The sequence below is a fragment of the Streptomyces sp. NPDC048295 genome (assembly GCF_040652135.1).
Lineage (GTDB): Bacteria > Actinomycetota > Actinomycetes > Streptomycetales > Streptomycetaceae > Streptomyces.
Genome location: NZ_JBEZLL010000015.1, coordinates 158,340 through 177,059 on the forward strand (window position 1 = coordinate 158,340; position 18,720 = coordinate 177,059).

Consider the following 18,720-nt stretch of genomic DNA (forward strand, 5'->3'; position numbering starts at 1 on the left):
ACAACTCAACAAAGGCGTCAATGAGTGGTCCACGCCGGACGGCCCGGGGCATCGCGGTCCGGCGTCAGGCGTCAGGTGTCAGGCGTCAGGTGCCGAATGCCCGGCGTCCGGCGTCAGGTGTCAGGTGTCAGGCGCCAGTGTCGGGTCCTGTACGTGGAGGGGTGGTGGCGGCGCGGCTCAGAGGCCCGGCTGCTCCGGCCGGCCGACCGGTGCGGTGCGGGCCGGCAGCCCCGTGCGGTCCAGCAGCCCCGTGCGGGCCGCGAGCGCCGCGGCCTCCAGCCGGGAGCCGACACCCAGCTTCATCAGCACCCGCTGCACATGCGTGCGCGCGGTGCTCGGCGCGATCCGCATCCCGGCCGCGATCAGCCGGGTGCCCTCCCCCTCGGCCACGCGCACCAGGACCTCGATCTCGCGCGGGGTGAGCAGCTGCAGCAGCCGCTGCCCCTCGTCGTCCGGTGCCGCGGCCGGATTGAGCAGCTCGGCGAAGGCGCCCTGGAGGAGTTGCGGCGCCACCGCCGCCTCGCCCGCCCGCGCCTTGACCATCGCCCGTTCGACGCCCTCCATGCGCTCGTCGTGGCGGACGTATCCCGCGGCGCCCGCCGCGAACGCCGCCGCGATCCCGCGCGGGCTGGGCACCGGTCCGAGGACCACTACGGCCACCTGCGGGCGCTCGCGCCGGATCCGTACGATCGGGTCGAAGGCGCCGGGTTCGGCGGGCGCCGAGGTGCCGAACAGGCAGACCTCCGGTGCCCTGCTGACCACCAGTTCCGCCGCGCCCGAGGTCGGGGCGGCCGCCGCGAGGACGCGATGGCCCCGCAGTTTCAGTGCCGAGGCGAGCGCCTCGGCGAGCAGTCTGTGATCATCGACCACCATCAGCCGCACGCCCATCGAGCACACCCCCGTAGCACCGGCACACCGGGCCCCCCGGCCTTCCTGACCCGGCAAGCTACACGCTTGTTCGACGCCACGTGCGTCTTAGCGGCCAAAAGGCTTCAGAACGCCGGATCGGCGCGCGTTCAGGACTGGTTGACGGTGCGCCATGTCCGACTGATCACCGTTGCGATCTGCCTGCCGACCGTTACGGATCGCTTCCCGGCGTACGCGTGCGCCCGGGAACGGCCGGCCCGTGTCCGGACGCGGACATGCGCGCGGGGGTGGTGCCCGTCGGCCGGACACCACCCCCGCGCGCAAGCTGTCTGCCTGCTCAGTCCCTGCTGAAGCTGACCACCAGTCGGCGGCTCGCGTCCAGCGAGCCGCTCGGCTTGCTGACCATCGTGCTGGACAGGTACAGGTGCCCGTTGCCGTAGCGGAACTCGGAGTAGTCCGGCGTGAAGCTGGTCTCCGCGTCACGGGTGGACTCGTCGCTCGGGTTCTCCATCAGCACGGTCTGCTTGAACGTGGCGCCGTCGATGGAGACGATCTGGCCGCCCTTGTCGTACGGGGGAACCCGGTAGGCGATGATGTTGCCGCCGTCCATGCGGATCGGGAACATCTTGTAGCGGTCGCCCGCGTCGGCCCGGTCGCTGGTCGGCTTGCCGGTGGTGAGGTCGAAGGAGACGATCTCGTTGGTGTCGCCGTACTCGCCGCTGCCCTCGTGGTCCTCGGTCGGCACGTAGATCCGGTTGTTGCCGACGGCCAGCTGGCTGCAGCTCTCGACCTCGGTGGAGGCACAGCGCGCCGCGTACTTCTCGCCGTCCGCCGCGATCCTGGTGAGCAGCTTGCCGGTGGAGGCGTCGATGGAGAAGAAGTCCGAGATGCCGCTGCCGTCACCGGCGGTGTCGCCGACGTCGGCCGCGACGACCAGCGGCTTGGTGGAGACGATGCTCGCGTAGTCGACGCCGGGCGGCATCTTGTACGAGGAGAGCGGGGCCCCGGTGGTGGGGTTCAGCGCCTGGATGACGAGCTGCGGGTCGTCGTACGTACCGCACTTGCGGACCACCGCGAGGGCCTCGCCGCCGCCGTATCCCTTGTCGTAGCAGCCGTCGGTGCTGGCCTTGGGCTTCCAGCGCTCGGCGCCGGTGTTCAGGTCGAAGGCGGCGCCGCCCTCGGTTCCGCCCGCGGCGACCGTGGTGCCGCTGAGCGTGACCTCGTCGAACCTGACCGCCGCGTCACCGCTGGTGGCCGCGGTCACCGACTTGCTCCACATCAGCTTGCCGGTGTTCATGTCGATCGCGCCGACCTGGTTGCACGGCGGGTACTTGGACGCCTTGCTCGGCTTGCTCTGCTCGAAGGCGATCGCGGTCTTGAAGTCCTTGGACATGTGCCGCGAGGCGGCGCAGACCTGGCCCGCCAGCGGGATGGACCAGAGCTTGGTGCCCTTGGCCGGGTCGTAGGCGACGATCTCGTTCAGACCGGTCTTCACGTACGCCTTGTCGGTCAGCCACGAGCCGTCGACCTTGGTGACGTCGGTGACCTTCGGCAGCGGCAGCTGGAAGGCGACCTTGGACTTGGGGTCCGCGGGTGCCTTCTCCGTGCCGGCGCCGTCGGGGGCGACGCCGCCCTTGTTCTCGCCGCCCTTGCCCTCGGTGGCGCCGCTGGACGAGGAGGCCTGCTCCTTCTTGTCGCCGTCGCCGGAGGAGGCGTACCAGATGCCGCCCGCGACGATCAGCACCACGGCGACCGAGGCGGCGACGATGATCTGCATCTGGGTGGAGAGCTTCTTGCCGCCGTTGTTCTGCGGCGGCTGCGGCGGCTGCTGCATCGGCGTGGTCTGGTAGCCGTAACCCTGCAGCGGCGGCTGGCCGGGCGGCAGGCCCTGCGGGTATCCGTAGCCCTGCTGCGGCTGGCCGGGCACGGGTGCCTGCGGGTAGCCGTAGCCGGGCTGCGGGGGCTGGTTCTGCGGGTAGCCGTAGCCCGGCTGCCCGCCCTGCGGGTAGCCGTAGCCGGGACCCGGCTGCGGTGGGGCCCCGGCGGGCGGCCGGGCGTCCGCGGGCGGCGGCGTCGGGGCGCCGAAGCCGCCTGCGGGCGGGGTGGCCGGCTGCTTGCCGAACGGGTCGGCGGGCGGCGGCGTCGGGGCGCCGAATCCACCCGGCGGCGGGTCCTGCGGGGCGCCGAATCCACCCTGGGGCGGATCGTTGGGCGGCTGGGGCGGCTGCGTCATGGCGTACGTACCTCTGGGGAAAGGGAGTCGGTGGGACGGTACCGGCGGCGGTCGGTCGTGCTCCGGCCGCCGCCGGTCGTGAGCCGTGGGGCTCCGACGGCCGGGAACTGCCGTCGAAAGGCTTCGTGAGCCGTCAGTTGCCGAAGGCCATCATGGTCTTCGTCTCCAGCTCTTCCTTGTCGTTCCTGGCGCTGACCCGGCCACTCGCGATGAACGAACGGCCGCCCGCGTAGAGGATCTTCGAGTTGTAGAAGTCGTTCTCGATCTCGGCCGTCGACGCGGGGTGCTGCAGCAGCATCCGCGGGGTGCCGCCGGTCGGTGCGAGGGTGGCGATGCCGCCGCCCTTCTCGTAGCCGGACTCCACGTAGAGCAGCACGTTGCCGCCCTCCATGCGCAGCGGCTTCACCGTGCGCCCGGCCGGGGCCGCGGCCTTCCACTTGGACTTGCCGGTGTTCAGGTCGAAGGCCACGACCTTGTTCGTACGGGCGGTGCCGCTGGAGTCCGGCGCGGTCGCCATGTAGAAGGTGTTGGCGTCGGCGGCGACTCCGGTGCAGCCGTCGAGGGACTTGCCGAAGATGGCGAAGGCGCTGCCGCAGTCCGGTGCGAACTTGTCGCCCTTGTCGCTGACGATGCCGGAGCGGAAGGACCCGTTGTGCTTCAGCGACAGGATGCTCCACTCCTTGTCCTTCTTCAGCGAGACCACCAGCGGGTCCACCGAGTAGACCCGGTCGATCTCCCAGCCGCGCTTGGGCTGGTAGGTCCACCTGGGCTTCCCCGTGTTCGGGTCGAGCTCCTGGAGCTGGTGCTGCGGATTGTCGGTGTCGCCGGTGCGGCAGTTGGAGGCGGCGATCAGCTTGGATCCGCCCGCGAACGCGAACGGCTGGCAGGTGCCAGACTGCTTGCCGAACAGTTCCTTGCCGTCGCTGACCCGGTAGGCGTTGGAGTTTCCGGTGCGCCCGACCGTCACGGTGTCGCCGCTGATGGCCAGCGAGATGTCCGACAGGAAGTCCCAGGTGCCGTTCTTCTTGATCGACTTCTTCCAGCCGGCCTTGCCGGTGCCGAGGTCGATCATCTGGAGATCCGCGCAGTCCGCCTTGTCGGTGGTGCCGTTCTTGACCCCGATGACGATCTTGCCGTCGGCCGTGGGCTGCGCGGGCGCCGCGCACAGGTCGGCGGGCAGCTTGAGGGTCCACTTCTGCTTGCCGTCGGCCACCGAGTAGCCGGAGACCGAGCGGTACATGCCCTTGACGATCGTGTCGCCGGCCACCCAGGGGCCGTACACGTCGGAGCCGTTGCGCGGCAGGTCGACGTCGTTCTTCTGCAGCCAGAGGACCTTCGCCTCGCCGGCCTTGCGCCCGGCGTTGAGGTCGTCGGCGCCGCGGCCCTCGCCGTCGCCCTCGCCGTTGCCCTTGTTGACGGAGGGCGAGGTGCTCGGCTTGGCGTCCCCGCTCTCCTTCGCGACCGGCTTCTCGTCGTCGCCCCCGCTCGTGGCGACGTAGATGCCGCCGCCTATCACCAGGAGCGCGGCGGCCGCGGCACCGATGACGATCGCGGGCTTGCGCTTGGAGGAGCCGCCGCCCGGACCGCCCGGGGTGGGCGCGCCGGGGAACTGCTGCTGCGGATGGCCGTAACCGGGCTGCTGGCCGTACGGGCCGGGCTGCTGGCCGTAGGGGCCCGGCTGCTGGCCGTACGGACCGGGCTGCTGGGCGTAGGGGCCCGGCTGCTGCTGACCGTACGGTCCGGGCGCCTGGCCCGGCTGCTGCGGGTAGCCGTAACCGGGGGCCTGGGCCGGCGGTTGGCCGGGGGCCTGCGGGTAGCCGTAGCCCGGCTGGGTGGGCGGCGGCGGGGTCTGCGGCGGGCCCTGGGGCGGCTGAGGACTACCCGGCGGCGGTCCCTGCGGCGCGCCGAAGCCTCCCTGCGGCGGTTGCTGGCTGGGCGGCTGGGTCATCAGCACGTCCCCCTTCGTGCGGTCCGGTGCCCGGTCCCTTCTCCCCCGCGATTCCACGGAGCACCACGGGGCCGAAACCCCCTGAACTCCACGGAAAGGAGCGAATCAGGCATGGATCCCGCGGCGTTACGTCAGTCGAGCGGGGCTTCTTTGTACCACCCGCAACACCCTGGGCACCGGGTCGGTCCACCCCCTGTTCCCAAGGGAGAACCGGCCCGTGATGCCTCCGTTACGCCTCAGTATCCGTCAGTTGCCGAACATCTCCATCGACTTGGCCCGCTTCTCGTCCTCGTCCTCGACCCCGCTGATGCTCGTACTCATCAGGAGAGAACGGCCGTTCACATAGGCGACGCGGGGCTGGAAGACGGAGCGCTCGGTCCGCACCCCGCCGTCCGGGTGCTCCAGCAGCAACCGCGGTGTGCCACCGCCCGGCGGCAACGAGGCGATGGCGCCGCCCTTGTTCAACGACGACTCCACGAACAGCAGCAGCCGGCCGCCCTCCACCCGCATCGGCATCATGGTCTGCCCGGCCGGGGCCGCGGCCTTCCACTTGGTACGGCCGCCGGCCAGGTCGAAGGCGACGACCTTGTTGGTGGGGCCGGAACCGGACTTGGTGGCCTCGGTCGCCAGGTAGACCGTCCGCTCGTCGGCCGCCACCCCGAGGCAGTTGTCGAGGTTCCCGCCGCCGGTGATGAGGTCGGTGTCGCACTCCACCCGGTAGTGGTCGTCTCCGGCCAGTTGCGAGCGGTAGGCGCCGTTCGCGTCGAGCGTGACGATGGCCCAGTCGCGCTCCTTCTTCAGGGAGACGACCAGCGGGCTGACCGAGTAGAACTGCGAGATCTCCCAGCCCTTCTTGACCTGGTACTTCCACAGGACCTTCCCGCTGACCGGGTCGATCCGCTCCACCAGCTGTTCCTTGTGGTCGTCGGCCTCCGTCTGGCAGCTGGCCGCGGCGATCGCCAGCGGGCCGCTCGCGAAGCCGAACGGCTGGCAGTTGCCCGGCAGTTCTCCGAAGAGCACCTTGCCGTCGCCGACCCGGAAGGCGTCCGTCCTGGTCTTGCGCCCGACGGTCACGGTGTCGCCGTTGATCGCCATCGCGGGGTAGGAGAGCAGGTCCCAGGTGCCCTGCCGCTTGTACGTCTTGTACCAGCCGGCCTTGCCGGTCGTGAGGTCGGCCATCTGGAGCCCGTTGCACTCCGCCTGGTTGCCGCTGCCGCTCTCTACCCCGAAGACGATCTTGCCGTCGGCGGTGGCCTGCGAGGGGGCCCCGCACAGTTTGCCCGGCAGGCGCAGGCTCCATTTCTCGCTGCCGTCGGCGACCGAATAGCCGGAGACGGTGTGGAACATCGCCTTGACGACGGTGTCGCCGACGAACCAGGGGCCGTACACGCTCGCACCGTTGCGGGGCAGGTCGACGCCGCCCTCCTGGAGCCAGAGGACCTTGGCCTCGCCCGGATCGCGCAGGGTGTTGATCCCGTCGGCCTCCGCGCGCAGGTCGCTCGGCCCCGGGTCCTTCTCCTTGCCCCTGGACTCACCGGTGGGGGAAGTGTCCGGCCCGGGAGCGGCGCTCTTCTTCGCGGCGGGCTCGGCCTCGCCCCCGCTCGTGGCCAGCCAGACCCCACCACCGGCCAGCAGCACCACCGCGAGCACACCTCCGACGACCGCCCCGCGCCTGCCCCGGAAGAACCCTCCGCCCCCGCTGCCGCCCGAGGGACCACCGGACTGCGGTGGCGACGGCACACCGTACGGACCGGGCTGCGCCGACGCGCCGTAAGGCCCCGGCTGCGCGGGCACGTTGTAGGGACCGGGCTGCGTGGGAGCGTTGTACGGGCCGGGCTGCGTGGGCGGCCCGTACGGGCCCGGGGGCTGCGTGCCGTACGGACCGGTGGCCCGGCCGGGCGGCTGGGCCGGCGGGCCGTACGAACCGGGCGGAGGGTCGTACGGAGCCCCGAAGCCTCCCTGCGGCGGTTGCTGGCCGGGCGGCTGGGTCATCAGCACGTCCCCCTTCGTGCGGACGGGTCCGGCTTCCGCGCCGGGCAAGGTTTCTTTCTATCACCCGTCCCACGAGCCCCGGCTGTCACACTTGACGCACCGTAACGGTCAGGCGTCCTCGGCCAGTTCCAGCCAGCGCATCTCCAACTCGTCCCGCTCGGAGACCAGTTCGCGCAGCTCGGCGTCGAGCTCGGCCACCTTCTCGAAGTCCGTGGCGTGCTCCGCGATCTGGGCGTGCAGTGTGGTCTCACGGGTGGAGATCTTGTCGAGCTGCCGCTCGACCTTCTGGAGCTCCTTCTTCGCCGCACGGGCGGCCTGCGGGGAGAGGGCCGCGGCGGGTGCGGCCGTCTCCTTGGCGGGGGCGGGTGCGGCGGAGGGCGTGGCCGCCTCCTCCATCCGCTGCCTGCGCTCCAGGTACTCGTCGATCCCGCGCGGCAGCATCCGCAGCGTGCGGTCGCCGAGCAGCGCCATCACGCGGTCGGTGGTCCGCTCGATGAAGAACCGGTCGTGGGAGATCACGACCATCGATCCGGGCCAGCCGTCGAGGAGGTCCTCCAGCTGGGTCAGGGTCTCGATGTCGAGGTCGTTGGTGGGCTCGTCGAGGAAGAGGACGTTCGGCTCGTCCATCAGCAGGCGCAGGATCTGGAGCCGGCGCCGCTCACCGCCCGAGAGGTCGCCGACCGGGGTCCACTGCTTCTCCTTCGAGAAGCCGAACTGCTCGCAGAGCTGGCCGGCGGTCATCTCGCGGCCCTTGCCGAGGTCGACCCGGTCCCGTACCTGCTGCACCGCTTCGAGCACCCGCAGGTTCGGGTTCAGCTCGTGGACCTCCTGGGAGAGGTAGGCCAGCCTGACGGTCTTGCCGACGACGACCTTCCCGGCGGCGGGCTGTGCGTCGCCCTGGGTGCGGGCCGCCTCCGCGAGGGCCCGCAGCAGGGAGGTCTTGCCCGCGCCGTTGACCCCGACCAGGCCGATCCGGTCGCCGGGGCCGAGCTGCCAGGTGAGGTGGGTGAGCAGCGTCTTGGGGCCGGCCTGGACGGTCACGTCCTCCAGGTCGAAGACGGTCTTGCCGAGCCGGGCGTTGGCGAACTTCATCAGCTCGCTGGTGTCGCGCGGCGGCGGCACGTCGGCGATCAGTTCATTGGCCGCCTCGATGCGGTAGCGCGGCTTGGAGGTGCGGGCGGGGGCGCCGCGGCGCAGCCAGGCCAGCTCCTTGCGCATCAGGTTCTGCCGCTTGACCTCCTCGGTCGCGGCGATCCGCTCCCGCTCGGCCCGTGCGAAGACGTAGTCGCTGTAGCCGCCCTCGTACTCGTGGACCGTGCCGCGCTGGACGTCCCACATGCGCGTGCAGACCTGGTCGAGGAACCAGCGGTCGTGGGTGACGCAGACGAGCGCGGAGCGGCGGGCCTGCAGATGGCGGGCCAGCCAGGAGATGCCCTCGACGTCGAGGTGGTTGGTCGGCTCGTCGAGGACGATGAGGTCCTGTTCGGCGATGAGCAGCTTGGCCAGCGCGATCCGGCGCCGCTCGCCGCCGGAGAGCGGGGCGATGACGGTGTCCAGGCCGTGCTCGAAGCCCGGCAGGGCCAGCCCGCCGAAGAGCCCGGTGAGCACATCGCGGATCTTGGCGCTGCCCGCCCACTCGTGGTCGGCGAGGTCGCCGATCACCTCGTGGCGGATGGTCGCCTGCGGGTCGAGCGAGTCGTGCTGGGTGAGGACGCCGAGCCGCAGCCCGCCGCTGTGGGTGACGCGTCCGCTGTCCGCCTCCTCCAGCCGGGCGAGCATCCGGATGAGCGTCGTCTTGCCGTCGCCGTTGCGGCCCACGACACCGATCCGGTCTCCCTCGGACACCCCGAGGGACACTCCGTCGAGCAGGGCACGGGTGCCGTACACCTTGCTGACCTGCTCGACATTGACCAGATTGACGGCCATTTCACTCCTGCCCGGAAGGATCGATCGGCTTCCCAGGGTACGGGGCGGCGGCGGGGCGGTGTCCGCTCGCCCTTGCCCGCCCCCGCGGGGGCGGGCACCGTCAGACGAGCGAGGCGCCCGGTGCCGGGGAGACCGCGGTCCGCGCGTTCCTGCAGGTGCCCGAGGTGAGCAGGGCCTCGGCGACCTTGCGGGCCGACTCCTCGTCCGTCACCAGGAACGCGGTGGTCGGCCCGGAGCCCGAGACCAGGGCCGCCAGGGCACCGGCCGCGGTGCCCGCGGCGAGGGTGTCGGCGAGCGAGGGGCGCAGGGAGAGCGCGGCGGGCTGGAGGTCGTTGGAGAGCGCGCCGGCGAGCGCGGCGGTGTCACCGGCGCGCAGGGCGTCGAGGAGGGCGGGGGAGGCCTCGGGCGCGGGGACGTCGGTGCCCGCCGTGAGCCGGTCGAACTCTCCGTAGACGGCCGGGGTGGAGAGCCCGCCGTCGGCGACCGCGAAGACCCAGTGGAAGGTGCCACCGACATCGATCGTGGTGAGCCGCTCACCGCGTCCGGTGCCGAGGGCGGCGCCGCCGACGAGGCTGAACGGGACGTCGCTGCCCAGCTCGGCGCAGATGGCGAGCAGCTCGTCCCGGCCGGCGCCGGTGGACCAGAGGGCGTCGCAGGCCAGCAGGGCGGCCGCGCCGTCGGCGCTGCCGCCCGCCATGCCGCCCGCGACGGGGATGTCCTTGGCGATGTGGATGTGGACATCGGGTGCGATGCCGTGCCGCTCGGCCAGCGCGATCGCGGCGCGGGCGGCGAGGTTGCTCGCGTCCAGCGGGACCTGGGCGGCGTCGGGGCCCGAGCAGGTGATCCGCAGCCCGTCGGCGGGGGTGACGGTGACCTCGTCGTACAGGCCGACGGCGAGGAAGACATTGGCCAGGTCGTGGAAGCCGTCGGGGCGCGGGGCGCCGACCGCGAGCTGGACGTTGACCTTGGCGGGTACGCGGACGGTGACGCTCACTCGCCACTCCCGGAGGGCTCGTCGGTGGCCCCGGCGGTCCCGGTGGGCCCGTGCTCGGCGATGGCGGCGAACTCCTCGACCGTCAGCGACTCGCCGCGGGCCTGCGGCGAGATCCCGGCCGCGACCAGGGCCGCCTCGGCGGCGGGCGCGGAGCCCGCCCAGCCGGCCAGGGCCGCCCGCAGCGTCTTGCGGCGCTGAGCGAAGGCCGCGTCGACGACCGCGAAGACCTCGGCCCGGCTCGCCTTCGTCGCGACCGGCTCGGTGCGCCGGACCAGGGACACCAGGCCGGAGTCGACGTTCGGGGCGGGCCAGAAGACGTTGCGGCCGATGGAGCCGGCCCGCTTGACGTCCGCGTACCAGTTGGCCTTCACCGACGGCACGCCGTAGACCTTGTTGCCCGGCCGCGCGGCCAGCCGGTCGGCGACCTCGGCCTGGACCATGACGAGGGTGCGCTCGATGGACGGGAAGCGCTCCAGCATCGTCAGCAGGACGGGCACCGCGACGTTGTACGGCAGGTTCGCGACCAGTGCGGTCGGCGCCGGGCCGGGCAGCTCCCGGACGAGCATCGCGTCGGAGTGCACCAGGGCGAACCGGTCGGCGCGCCCCGGCATCCGCGCGGCGACGGTGGCCGGCAGCGCGCCCGCCAGCACGTCGTCGATCTCGACGGCGACGACCCGGTCCGCGGCCTCCAGCAGCGCCAGGGTCAACGAGCCGAGCCCGGGACCGACTTCGACGACGACGTCGTCCGGGCGGACCTCCGCCGTCCGTACGATCCGGCGGACCGTGTTGGCGTCGATGACGAAGTTCTGGCCGCGCTGCTTGGTCGGGCGTACGCCCAGCGCGGCGGCCAGCTCGCGGATCTCTGCGGGGCCCAGGAGGGCATCGGGCTCAGTGGTGCTCACCTGTAAAGCGTAAGGGCCCTCGCGGTCCGTGCCCGCCGCGCGGGCGCTCAGTAGTCGAAGGCCCGTGCCGTGTTGTCCGCGATCGCCGCCGCCAGGGTGTCCTCGTCGGTCCCCTTCACCTCGGCCATCGCACGCAGCGTGACGGGGATGAGATAGGGCGCGTTGGGCCGCCCCCGGTAGGGCGCGGGCGTCAGGAACGGCGCGTCCGTCTCGACCAGGACCAGCTCCGTCGGGGCGACGGCCAGGGCGTCCCGCAGCGACTGGGCGTTCTTGAAGGTGACGTTGCCGGCGAAGGACATGAAGTATCCGGCGTCCGCGCAGATCCGCGCCATGTCGGCGTCCCCGGAGTAGCAGTGGAACACGGTCCGGTCGGGGGCGCCCGCGTCGGCGAGGACGCGCAGCACGTCCGCGTGGGCCTCGCGGTCGTGGATGACCAGCGCCTTGCCGTGCCGTTTGGCGATCTCGATGTGGGCCCGGAAGGACTCCTCCTGGGCGGCGATGCCCTCGGGGCCGGTACGGAAGTAGTCCAGCCCGGTCTCGCCGACGCCGCGTACGTGGTCGAGCGCGGCCAGTGCGTCGATCTCCGCGAGGGCCTCGTGCAGTGCCGCCGGGCCGCCCCCTTCGCGCGCGCCCTGGCGTGCGGTGCCGTCGGGGTCGCCGTGCACGATGCGCGGTGCCTCGTTGGGGTGGAGGGCGACCGCCGCGTGCACGTTCGCGTGCGCGGCGGCGGTCTCGGCGGCCCAGCGCGAGCCGGGCACGTCGCACCCCACCTGGATCACGGTGGTCACATTGACCGCCGCGGCCCTGGCCAGGCCCTCCTCGACGGTCGCGTCCTGCATGTCCAGGTGGGTGTGCGAATCGGCGACCGGTACCCGGAGGGGTTCGGGCAGCGGCGGGGCTTCGGTACGGCTCATGGTGACGATCGTACGAGGACACGCCGATGCGCCCCGCTCACGGGGAACCGGCGGGGACTACCGCCGGTGGAAGGGGTGCAGCAGGTCGGACAGGTGCCAGTGGTGTCCGGTGCCCGCGGGGGCGGCGGCCACGGCCTCGTCGCCCTGGTTCCCCGGCCCTGCCGGCCGGGGGTTGTTGTGGAGCAGCTGCTGGACGGTCGAGACCCGGCCGGACCGCATGATGCGGAGCACATGTCCGCCGCAGTTCGCGCAGCTGGGCCTGGACAGGGGGGAGGGAACCCGCTCCCCGTCCGCCTTGTATATGACGAAGGCCTTGTTGGATCCGTCGACGTGGTGCTCTATCTCGTATGCCTGTTCCCAGCCGTGTCCGCACCTCATGCAGGCGAAGGCGTATGCCTCGTGTGCGGTGGCTGCTGCGATCTCGCTCATGCCCGCTCCTTTGTCCGCCGGACAGGCACTCCGGGCAAGTGCCCCGGAGATTGCGTCCCTGATTCAGTGGACGCCCATACCGGCCGGAACGCATCGGGCCCTGTCGACTGTTGGAGCGCTTTTGGCCTGCGCGTGGCAGAAAGGCCCGGTACGCGGCTCTCGCTTTGCCTTCTACGCTAGTCCTTTGCCTTCCGCGGGACCGGTTCGCGCCGCGTTCTTTGCCGCCACGACCGCGTCGAACACCTCGCGCTTGGGCAGCCCCGCGTCGGCGGCCACGGCGGCGATCGCCTCCTTGCGCCGCTCCCCCGCCTCCTCGCGCACCAGCACCCTGTGCACCAGCTCCTCGGCGTCCAGTTCCTCGGGCCCGGATTCGGCCGCGCCCTCGACGACGACGGTGATCTCGCCGCGCACCCCTTCGGCCGCCCAGGCCGCCAGCTCGCCCAGCGGGCCGCGCTTCACTTCCTCGTACGTCTTGGTCAGCTCCCGGCACACGGCGGCCCTGCGGTCGGCGCCGAAGACCTCGGCCATCGCGGCGAGGGTGTCGTCGAGCCGGTGCGGGGCCTCGAAGAAGACCATGGTGCGGCGCTCGTCGGCCACCTCGCGCAGCCGGCCGAGCCGTTCGCCGGCCTTGCGGGGCAGGAAGCCCTCGAAGCAGAAGCGGTCGACGGGCAGCGCGGACAGCGCGAGCGCCGTCAGCACGGCGGACGGGCCGGGCACCGCGGTGACCTTGATGTCCTTCTCCACGGCGGCGGCCACCAGGCGGTAGCCGGGGTCGGAGACGGACGGCATCCCGGCGTCCGTGACCAGCAGGACGCGGGCGCCGCCGGTCAGTGCCTCGACGAGTTCGGGGGTACGGGCCGACTCGTTGCCCTCGAAGTAGGAGACGACCCGCCCCGTGGTGTGGATGCCGAGCGCCTGGGTGAGGCGGCGCAGCCGCCGGGTGTCCTCGGCGGCGACGACGTCCGCCGTCTCCAGCTCGGCGGCGAGGCGGGGCGGGGCGTCCGCCACGTCGCCGATGGGGGTTCCTGCGAGTACCAGCGTTCCAGTCGTTCCAGTCACATGAGCCATCTTCCCAGCACGGGCGACAGCCTTCGCACAGATGCGTTCCCTACGATGGCGCGGTGACGAGTACTGCGCCCGAAGCCCGACAGGGCCAAGACGCCGGGGAACCGCACGGCGAAGAACCGGCCTCCTGGCAGCAGCGGCTTCGCCGCTTCGGCCATTCGCCCCGGCCCGGGATCGGGCTGCGCGAGCGGCTTGTCCCGCCGTACACCCGGCCCGGCGCCCAGCTGTGGGCGGTGCTCGGGATCTCCCCGCCGATGGCCGAGCGGCTGGTGCGGTGGTCGGCCTGGGGCGGTCCGCTGCTGGTGGCGCTGGTCGCCGGGGTGCTGCGGTTCTGGAAGCTGGGCAGCCCGCACGCGCTGATATTCGACGAGACGTACTACGCCAAGGACTCCTGGGCGCTGATCAACCAGGGGTACGAGGGCGACTGGCCCAAGGACATCGACAAGCTGATCCTCGCGGACCCGTCGCAGGTGCATGTCCCGGTGGACCCGGGCTATGTGGTGCACCCGCCGGTCGGCAAGTGGGTCATCGGGCTCGGTGAGCACTTCTTCGGGTTCACGCCGTTCGGCTGGCGGTTCATGGTGGCGGTGCTCGGCACGCTGTCGGTGCTGATGCTGTGCCGGATCGGCCGGCGGCTGTTCCGTTCGACGTTCCTGGGCTGTCTGGCGGGCACCCTGCTCGCCGTGGACGGTCTGCACTTCGTGATGAGCCGCACCGCGCTGCTCGACCTGGTGCTGATGTTCTTCGTGCTGGCGGCCTTCGGCGCGCTCCTGATCGACCGCGACTGGGCGCGGCGCAGGTTCGCCGCGGCGCTGCCGGTCGACGAGGAGGGGGTGCTGCGCCCCGACGCGGAGATCGCGGAGCGGCTGCGGCTGGGCTGGCGTCCGTGGCGGATCACGGCGGGCCTGATGCTGGGGCTGGCCTTCGCCACGAAGTGGAACGGCCTGTACATCCTGGCCGCGTTCGGGCTGATGACGGTGTTGTGGGACGCGGGCGCACGGCGCACCGCGGGCGCGGTGCGCCCGTATCTCGCGGTGCTGAAGCGGGATCTGCTGCCGGCCTTCGTCTCGACGGTCCCGGTCGCGATCCTCACGTATCTGGTCTCCTGGACCGGCTGGATCGTCACCGGCAAGGGCTACTACCGCAACTGGGCGCAGACCGACGGCCGGGGCGGCAACTGGACGTGGCTGCCGGACTGGCTGCGCAGCCTGTGGCACTACGAGTACCAGGTCTACGAGTTCCATGTGAACCTGACGTCCGGCCACACGTACCAGTCCAATCCCTGGAGCTGGATCGTGCTCGGCCGGCCCGTCTCGTACTTCTGGGAGGAGGAGCCGGGCTGCAAGGCGTCGGCGACCGGCAAGTGCGCGCGCGAGGTGCTGGCGATCGGGACGCCGCTGCTGTGGTGGGCGGCGTGCTTCGCCCTGGTGTACGTGCTGTGGCGGTGGTTCTTCCGGCGTGACTGGCGGGCGGGCGCGATCGCCTGCGGTGTGGCGGCGGGCTGGCTGCCCTGGTTCCTCTACCAGGAGCGGACGATCTTCCTCTTCTACGCGGTCGTGTTCGTGCCGTTCCTGTGTCTGGCGGTGACGATGATGATCGGCGCGATGCTGGGCCCGGCGGCCGGAACGGGGCCGAAACGGGAGCTGGGCCTGATGAGCGGCGACCCCTCGGGGGAACGCCGGCGGACGCTGGGCGCGATCGCGGCGGGCGTCCTGGTCCTGCTGATCATCTGGAACTTCATCTACTTCTGGCCGATCTACACGGGCACGCCGATCCCGGACGGGTCGTGGCGCGACCGGATGTGGCTGGACACCTGGATCTAGCCGGATGGAACCACCGAGGGGCCGCAGTCGTGGACTGCGGCCCCTCGGTGGTTGTTGCTTGCCGGCGACGTGAAGGCGCTCAGTCGCCGACGGGCTCCGCAAACTCAAGGACGTCCTCAAGCCGTCCCCTGCCAAGTCCCCCTCTTTCGTCGAGATCCTCGGTCTCGACGTAGGTGACCTCGCCGACGACGAACACCCCGGTCACCCGGAAGCAGTGGTCGTGCTGCGGAGCGTCCGGGAAGCGAAGGGCCCAGACAGAGCCGACCTGCGGCTGTGCGGTCATGCGGTCAGTATGCCCACTGCTTCTCTGCGGCCATGCCCCATCCGTGCCGATCACGGCCCGGATGCCCCGATCGGCGTGCTCACGTCACTCATATCGCGTTCCGATAACAACTGTCCCGGCCCTCACCACCGTCCCGTAGGGTGCGCAGCAGCATCCCCTTGAACGCGTTCAAGGGGGCTCCTGGGGAGGGGGACTGCAGGCATGCGCAGTGGAGCGAAGGTTGCGATAGTCGGCGGAGTGTTCGCGGTCGTGGTCGGCGGGGTGGGCTACGGGGCGTACAACGTGCTGGACGGACTGGGCGGCGGGGGCGGCGGCGGCACGGGCAGCAAGTCCGCCACCACCGAGGTGAGGACGGGCCCGGTCACCAAGGCGGAGATCGACGAGGCGTCGAAGAAGTTCCTGAAGGCCTGGGCGAGCGGCGACCCGGACACCGCGTCCCAGCTCACCAACAACGCGGCCGAGGCCGGGCCGTTGCTCACCGGCTACCGCGAGAGCGCCCACGTCACCGAGGCGGTGATCACCCCGGGCCCCGCGGTCGGCTCGAAGGTCCCGTACACGGTGAAGGCGACCGTCTCCTTCGACGGCACGTCCAAGCCCTGGTCGTACTCCTCCGAGCTGACCGTGGTGCGTGGACTGACCACCGGCAGGCCCCTGGTGGACTGGTCCCCCGCCGTGATCCATCCGGACCTGACGGACGGGGCCTCGCTGAAGACGGGTGAGGCGGCGGCCCCGTCGATCGAGGCCGTCGACCACAACGGCAAGGTCCTCACCAAGGAGAAGTACCCCTCCCTGGGCTCGATCCTGGACACCCTGCGCCAGAAGTACGGCGAGAAGGCCGGCGGCACCGCGGGCATCGAGACCTGGATCGAGAGCCCGGACGCGGACAGCCCCGGCAAGACCCTGCTGACCCTCACCAAGGGCAGGCCGGGCAAGCTGCGGACCACCCTGGACGCCGACGCCCAGGCGGCGGCCGAGGTGGCCGTGAAGAAGTTCAGCCAGGCCTCGGTGGTCGCCGTGAGGCCGTCCACGGGCGCGATCCGCGCGGTCGCCAACAACCCGGCCACCGGGTTCAACGCGGCGATGCAGGGCACGCAGGCTCCCGGTTCCACGATGAAGATCGTGACGGCGGCGATGCTGATCGAGAAGGGCCTCACCTCGGCCGGTCAGAAGATCGAGTGCCCGCCGACCGTGACGTACTACGGCCGCACCTTCAAGAACCTGGACGGCTTCTCCATTCCCGACGGCACCCTGACGACCAGCTTCGCCCGGTCCTGCAACACGGCCTTCATCAAGCTGATCGACGAAGCGAACGACGACGCAGCGCTCGCCAAGGAGGCCCGTGACGTCTTCGGGATCGGTCTGGACTGGCAGACCGGCGTCGTCACCTTCGACGGCAAGGTGCCCGAGGAGACCCAGGGCGAGGCCGCCGCACAGTACATCGGCCAGGGCACGGTCCAGATGAACGCCCTCAACATGGCGTCCATCACCGCCACCGCGCGGACCGGCACCTTCCGCCAGCCGATCATCGTGGACCCGGAGCTCGACGGCCGGCCGATCGCCACCGCCGCGCGTTCGCTGCCCCCGTCCGTCTCCCAGCAGCTCAGCAACATGATGCGGCAGACCGCCGGCTGGGGCACCGGCAGGGCCGCGATGGCCTCGGTCGGCGGCGACAAGGGCGCCAAGACGGGCTCGGCGGAGGTCGACGGCCAGGCCACGTCCAACAGCTGGTTCACCGGTTTCAGCAACGACCTGGCCGCCGCCGCGGTGGTCCAGTCCGGCGGCCACGGCGGCGACGCGGCGGGCCCGGTGGTCGCGGCGGTGCTCCGCGCGGGATCGTGAGATGCCGGCCGCGGGGGCATGCGGAGTGCCGCCGGCCGGCCGCTGCGCGGTGAATTGCACCAAGGAGCGGTGACAGCCGTTCCACCGTGCGGAACTCCGTCGCACGCCCCGCACGGGGTTCGCTAGCGTGCGGGGCATGAGCACTTCCGATGCCACCGCCGCCGCCGAGGCCCACCCCCGATTCGCCGAGGCCCTGCGGGAGCTGGGACTCGACGTCGAGGTCCGCCGCTTCCCCGAGGCCACCCGTACCGCCGCCGAGGCCGCCGCCGCGATCGGCTGCGAGCTCAGCGAGATCGTCAAGTCGCTGATCTTCGAGGCCGACGGGGTCCCCGTGCTGGTCCTGATGGACGGCTCCTCGCGCGTCGACGTGGAGCGGGTACGCGCGGAGCTGGGCTCCGGGAAGGTCAAGCGCGCCGGGGCCGAGCTGGTCCGGGAGACGACCGGGTACGCGATCGGCGGCGTACCGCCCTTCGGGCACCGTACGAGGACCCGGGTGCTGGCCGACCGGGGGCTGCTGGACCACGAGGTGGTGTGGGCGGCGGCGGGCACCCCGCACACCGTCTTCCCGCTCGACCCCAAGTCGCTGATCGGGCACGCCGGCGGAACCGTGGTGGACGTGCGCGAGCAGTCGGAGTGACACCGCTGGTCGCGTTCGCCGTCCTGATCGCGGCGGTGACGCACGCGAGCTGGAACGCGATCGCGCACGCGATCAAGGACCAGCTCCTCTCCTTCACCCTGATCTCCGGCGGCGGGCTGCTGATCGGCGCGGCGGGCGCCCTCCTGGTGCCGTTCCCGGCGGCCGGGGCCTGGCCGTACCTACTGGTCTCGGCCGGGCTCCATGTGGCGTACATGCTGCTGCTGATGCGCTCGTTCACCCTGGGCGACTTCGGGCAGATGTACCCGATCGCCCGGGGCACGGCTCCGCTGGTGGTGACGGTCCTCGCCGCGGTCTTCGTCGGCGAGCACCCGGACGGCTGGGCCACCGCCGGGGTCGCGGTGGCCTCGGCGGGGCTCGTCGGGCTGGCCCTCTGGGGCATCCGGGGCTCCGGCAGGCGCCCCGACTGGCCGGCCCTGCTGGCCGCCCTCGCGACCGGTCTGGCCATCGCCGGGTACACCACGGTGGACGGCGTCGGCGTCCGCGCCTCCGGCACCCCGCTCGGCTACATCGCCTGGCTGATGATCCTGGAGGGGCTGGCCATCCCCGCCTACGCACTGTACCGCCGCCGCGCCGAACTCCTCCCCGCCCTCCGCCCCTTCGCCGTACGCGGCCTGCTGGGCGCGGCCCTGTCCGTGACGGCGTACGGCCTCGTCCTGTGGGCCCAGACCCGGGCCGCCCTGGCCCCGATCGCGGCGCTGCGCGAGTCGTCCATCATCGTCGGCGCGGCCATCGGGACGCTGTTCTTCAAGGAGCGGTTCGGCGCACCGCGCATCGCGGCGGCCGGGCTGATGGTGGTCGGCATCGGGCTGATGCTGCACACGAGTTGAGCAGGACGGCCCTGGGGGCG

At 71.8% G+C, this 18,720-nt stretch carries 15 protein-coding genes; 4 read left to right on the plus strand and 11 right to left on the minus strand.

Annotated elements, in window-relative coordinates; genetic code table 11:
* Window positions 1-177: 177 nt before the first annotated feature.
* The 10 genes from AB0D53_RS22910 to rsmI form a co-directional block, all read right to left on the minus strand.
* Window positions 178-888: a LuxR C-terminal-related transcriptional regulator gene (locus tag AB0D53_RS22910; RefSeq protein WP_362449412.1), complete on the minus strand. Its 711-nt coding sequence runs from the start codon at window positions 886-888 to the stop codon at window positions 178-180.
* A gap of 316 nt (window positions 889-1,204) precedes the next feature.
* Window positions 1,205-3,100: a PQQ-binding-like beta-propeller repeat protein gene (locus AB0D53_RS22915; RefSeq protein ID WP_362449414.1), complete on the minus strand. Its 1,896-nt coding sequence runs from the start codon at window positions 3,098-3,100 to the stop codon at window positions 1,205-1,207.
* 133 nt (window positions 3,101-3,233) lie between these two features.
* Window positions 3,234-5,048: a PQQ-binding-like beta-propeller repeat protein gene (locus AB0D53_RS22920; protein ID WP_362449416.1), complete on the minus strand. Its 1,815-nt coding sequence runs from the start codon at window positions 5,046-5,048 to the stop codon at window positions 3,234-3,236.
* A gap of 246 nt (window positions 5,049-5,294) precedes the next feature.
* Window positions 5,295-7,040 carry a PQQ-binding-like beta-propeller repeat protein gene (locus tag AB0D53_RS22925; protein ID WP_362449418.1) on the minus strand — a complete coding sequence of 582 codons (1,746 nt, stop codon included), beginning with the start codon at window positions 7,038-7,040 and terminating at the stop codon, window positions 5,295-5,297.
* A gap of 108 nt (window positions 7,041-7,148) precedes the next feature.
* On the minus strand, window positions 7,149-8,966 hold the full coding sequence (locus tag AB0D53_RS22930) for an ABC-F family ATP-binding cassette domain-containing protein (protein ID WP_362449420.1): 1,818 nt from the start codon (window positions 8,964-8,966) through the stop codon (window positions 7,149-7,151).
* A gap of 100 nt (window positions 8,967-9,066) precedes the next feature.
* Window positions 9,067-9,960 carry a 4-(cytidine 5'-diphospho)-2-C-methyl-D-erythritol kinase gene (locus tag AB0D53_RS22935; RefSeq protein WP_362449422.1) on the minus strand — a complete coding sequence of 298 codons (894 nt, stop codon included), beginning with the start codon at window positions 9,958-9,960 and terminating at the stop codon, window positions 9,067-9,069.
* Complete coding sequence (rsmA, locus tag AB0D53_RS22940; RefSeq protein WP_362449424.1) at window positions 9,957-10,862, minus strand: 16S rRNA (adenine(1518)-N(6)/adenine(1519)-N(6))-dimethyltransferase RsmA; 906 nt, start codon at window positions 10,860-10,862, stop codon at window positions 9,957-9,959. The genes AB0D53_RS22935 and rsmA overlap by 4 nt, the downstream gene beginning before the upstream one ends.
* Before the next feature lie 47 nt (window positions 10,863-10,909).
* A complete protein-coding gene (locus AB0D53_RS22945; protein ID WP_362449426.1) occupies window positions 10,910-11,776 on the minus strand; it encodes a TatD family hydrolase in 867 nt (288 codons plus the stop codon).
* A gap of 57 nt (window positions 11,777-11,833) precedes the next feature.
* Window positions 11,834-12,205: a hypothetical protein gene (locus tag AB0D53_RS22950; RefSeq protein ID WP_362449428.1), complete on the minus strand. Its 372-nt coding sequence runs from the start codon at window positions 12,203-12,205 to the stop codon at window positions 11,834-11,836.
* Between the two features lie 171 nt (window positions 12,206-12,376).
* Window positions 12,377-13,273, minus strand: a complete 897-nt coding sequence (rsmI, locus tag AB0D53_RS22955; protein ID WP_362449430.1) for a 16S rRNA (cytidine(1402)-2'-O)-methyltransferase — start codon at window positions 13,271-13,273, stop codon at window positions 12,377-12,379.
* Between the two features lie 53 nt (window positions 13,274-13,326).
* Here rsmI and AB0D53_RS22960 point away from each other — a divergent pair, with 53 nt between their 5' ends.
* Window positions 13,327-15,093, plus strand: coding sequence for a phospholipid carrier-dependent glycosyltransferase (locus AB0D53_RS22960; protein WP_362449432.1), 1,767 nt, complete (start codon window positions 13,327-13,329; stop codon window positions 15,091-15,093).
* 79 nt (window positions 15,094-15,172) lie between these two features.
* Here AB0D53_RS22960 and AB0D53_RS22965 read toward each other — a convergent pair whose 3' ends face one another.
* Window positions 15,173-15,376, minus strand: coding sequence for a hypothetical protein (locus tag AB0D53_RS22965; RefSeq protein ID WP_266492964.1), 204 nt, complete (start codon window positions 15,374-15,376; stop codon window positions 15,173-15,175).
* A gap of 201 nt (window positions 15,377-15,577) precedes the next feature.
* On the opposite strand from AB0D53_RS22965, the gene AB0D53_RS22970 reads away from it, so the two are divergent.
* The 3 genes from AB0D53_RS22970 (at window position 15,578) to AB0D53_RS22980 (ending at window position 18,700) form a co-directional block, all read left to right on the plus strand.
* Window positions 15,578-17,215, plus strand: a complete 1,638-nt coding sequence (locus AB0D53_RS22970) for a penicillin-binding transpeptidase domain-containing protein (protein WP_362449435.1) — start codon at window positions 15,578-15,580, stop codon at window positions 17,213-17,215.
* A gap of 136 nt (window positions 17,216-17,351) precedes the next feature.
* Complete coding sequence (locus tag AB0D53_RS22975; protein WP_362449437.1) at window positions 17,352-17,852, plus strand: YbaK/EbsC family protein; 501 nt, start codon at window positions 17,352-17,354, stop codon at window positions 17,850-17,852.
* Window positions 17,849-18,700, plus strand: a complete 852-nt coding sequence (locus tag AB0D53_RS22980) for a DMT family transporter (protein ID WP_362449439.1) — start codon at window positions 17,849-17,851, stop codon at window positions 18,698-18,700. The genes AB0D53_RS22975 and AB0D53_RS22980 overlap by 4 nt, the downstream gene beginning before the upstream one ends.
* Window positions 18,701-18,720: the final 20 nt, after the last annotated feature.

What these genes read in the sequence shown, in the direction of transcription:
- AB0D53_RS22970 (WP_362449435.1), top strand. Translation starts at nt 15,578, where the DNA reads ATGCGCAGTGGAGCGAAGGTTGCGATAGTCGGCGGAGTGTTCGCGGTC.
- AB0D53_RS22910 (WP_362449412.1), bottom strand. Translation starts at nt 888, where the DNA reads ATGGGCGTGCGGCTGATGGTGGTCGATGATCACAGACTGCTCGCCGAG.
- AB0D53_RS22930 (WP_362449420.1), bottom strand. Translation starts at nt 8,966, where the DNA reads ATGGCCGTCAATCTGGTCAATGTCGAGCAGGTCAGCAAGGTGTACGGC.
- AB0D53_RS22975 (WP_362449437.1), top strand. Translation starts at nt 17,352, where the DNA reads ATGAGCACTTCCGATGCCACCGCCGCCGCCGAGGCCCACCCCCGATTC.
- AB0D53_RS22925 (WP_362449418.1), bottom strand. Translation starts at nt 7,040, where the DNA reads ATGACCCAGCCGCCCGGCCAGCAACCGCCGCAGGGAGGCTTCGGGGCT.
- AB0D53_RS22965 (WP_266492964.1), bottom strand. Translation starts at nt 15,376, where the DNA reads ATGACCGCACAGCCGCAGGTCGGCTCTGTCTGGGCCCTTCGCTTCCCG.
- AB0D53_RS22920 (WP_362449416.1), bottom strand. Translation starts at nt 5,048, where the DNA reads ATGACCCAGCCGCCCAGCCAGCAACCGCCGCAGGGAGGCTTCGGCGCG.
- AB0D53_RS22915 (WP_362449414.1), bottom strand. Translation starts at nt 3,100, where the DNA reads ATGACGCAGCCGCCCCAGCCGCCCAACGATCCGCCCCAGGGTGGATTC.
- AB0D53_RS22950 (WP_362449428.1), bottom strand. Translation starts at nt 12,205, where the DNA reads ATGAGCGAGATCGCAGCAGCCACCGCACACGAGGCATACGCCTTCGCC.
- rsmI (WP_362449430.1), bottom strand. Translation starts at nt 13,273, where the DNA reads ATGGCTCATGTGACTGGAACGACTGGAACGCTGGTACTCGCAGGAACC.
- AB0D53_RS22945 (WP_362449426.1), bottom strand. Translation starts at nt 11,776, where the DNA reads ATGAGCCGTACCGAAGCCCCGCCGCTGCCCGAACCCCTCCGGGTACCG.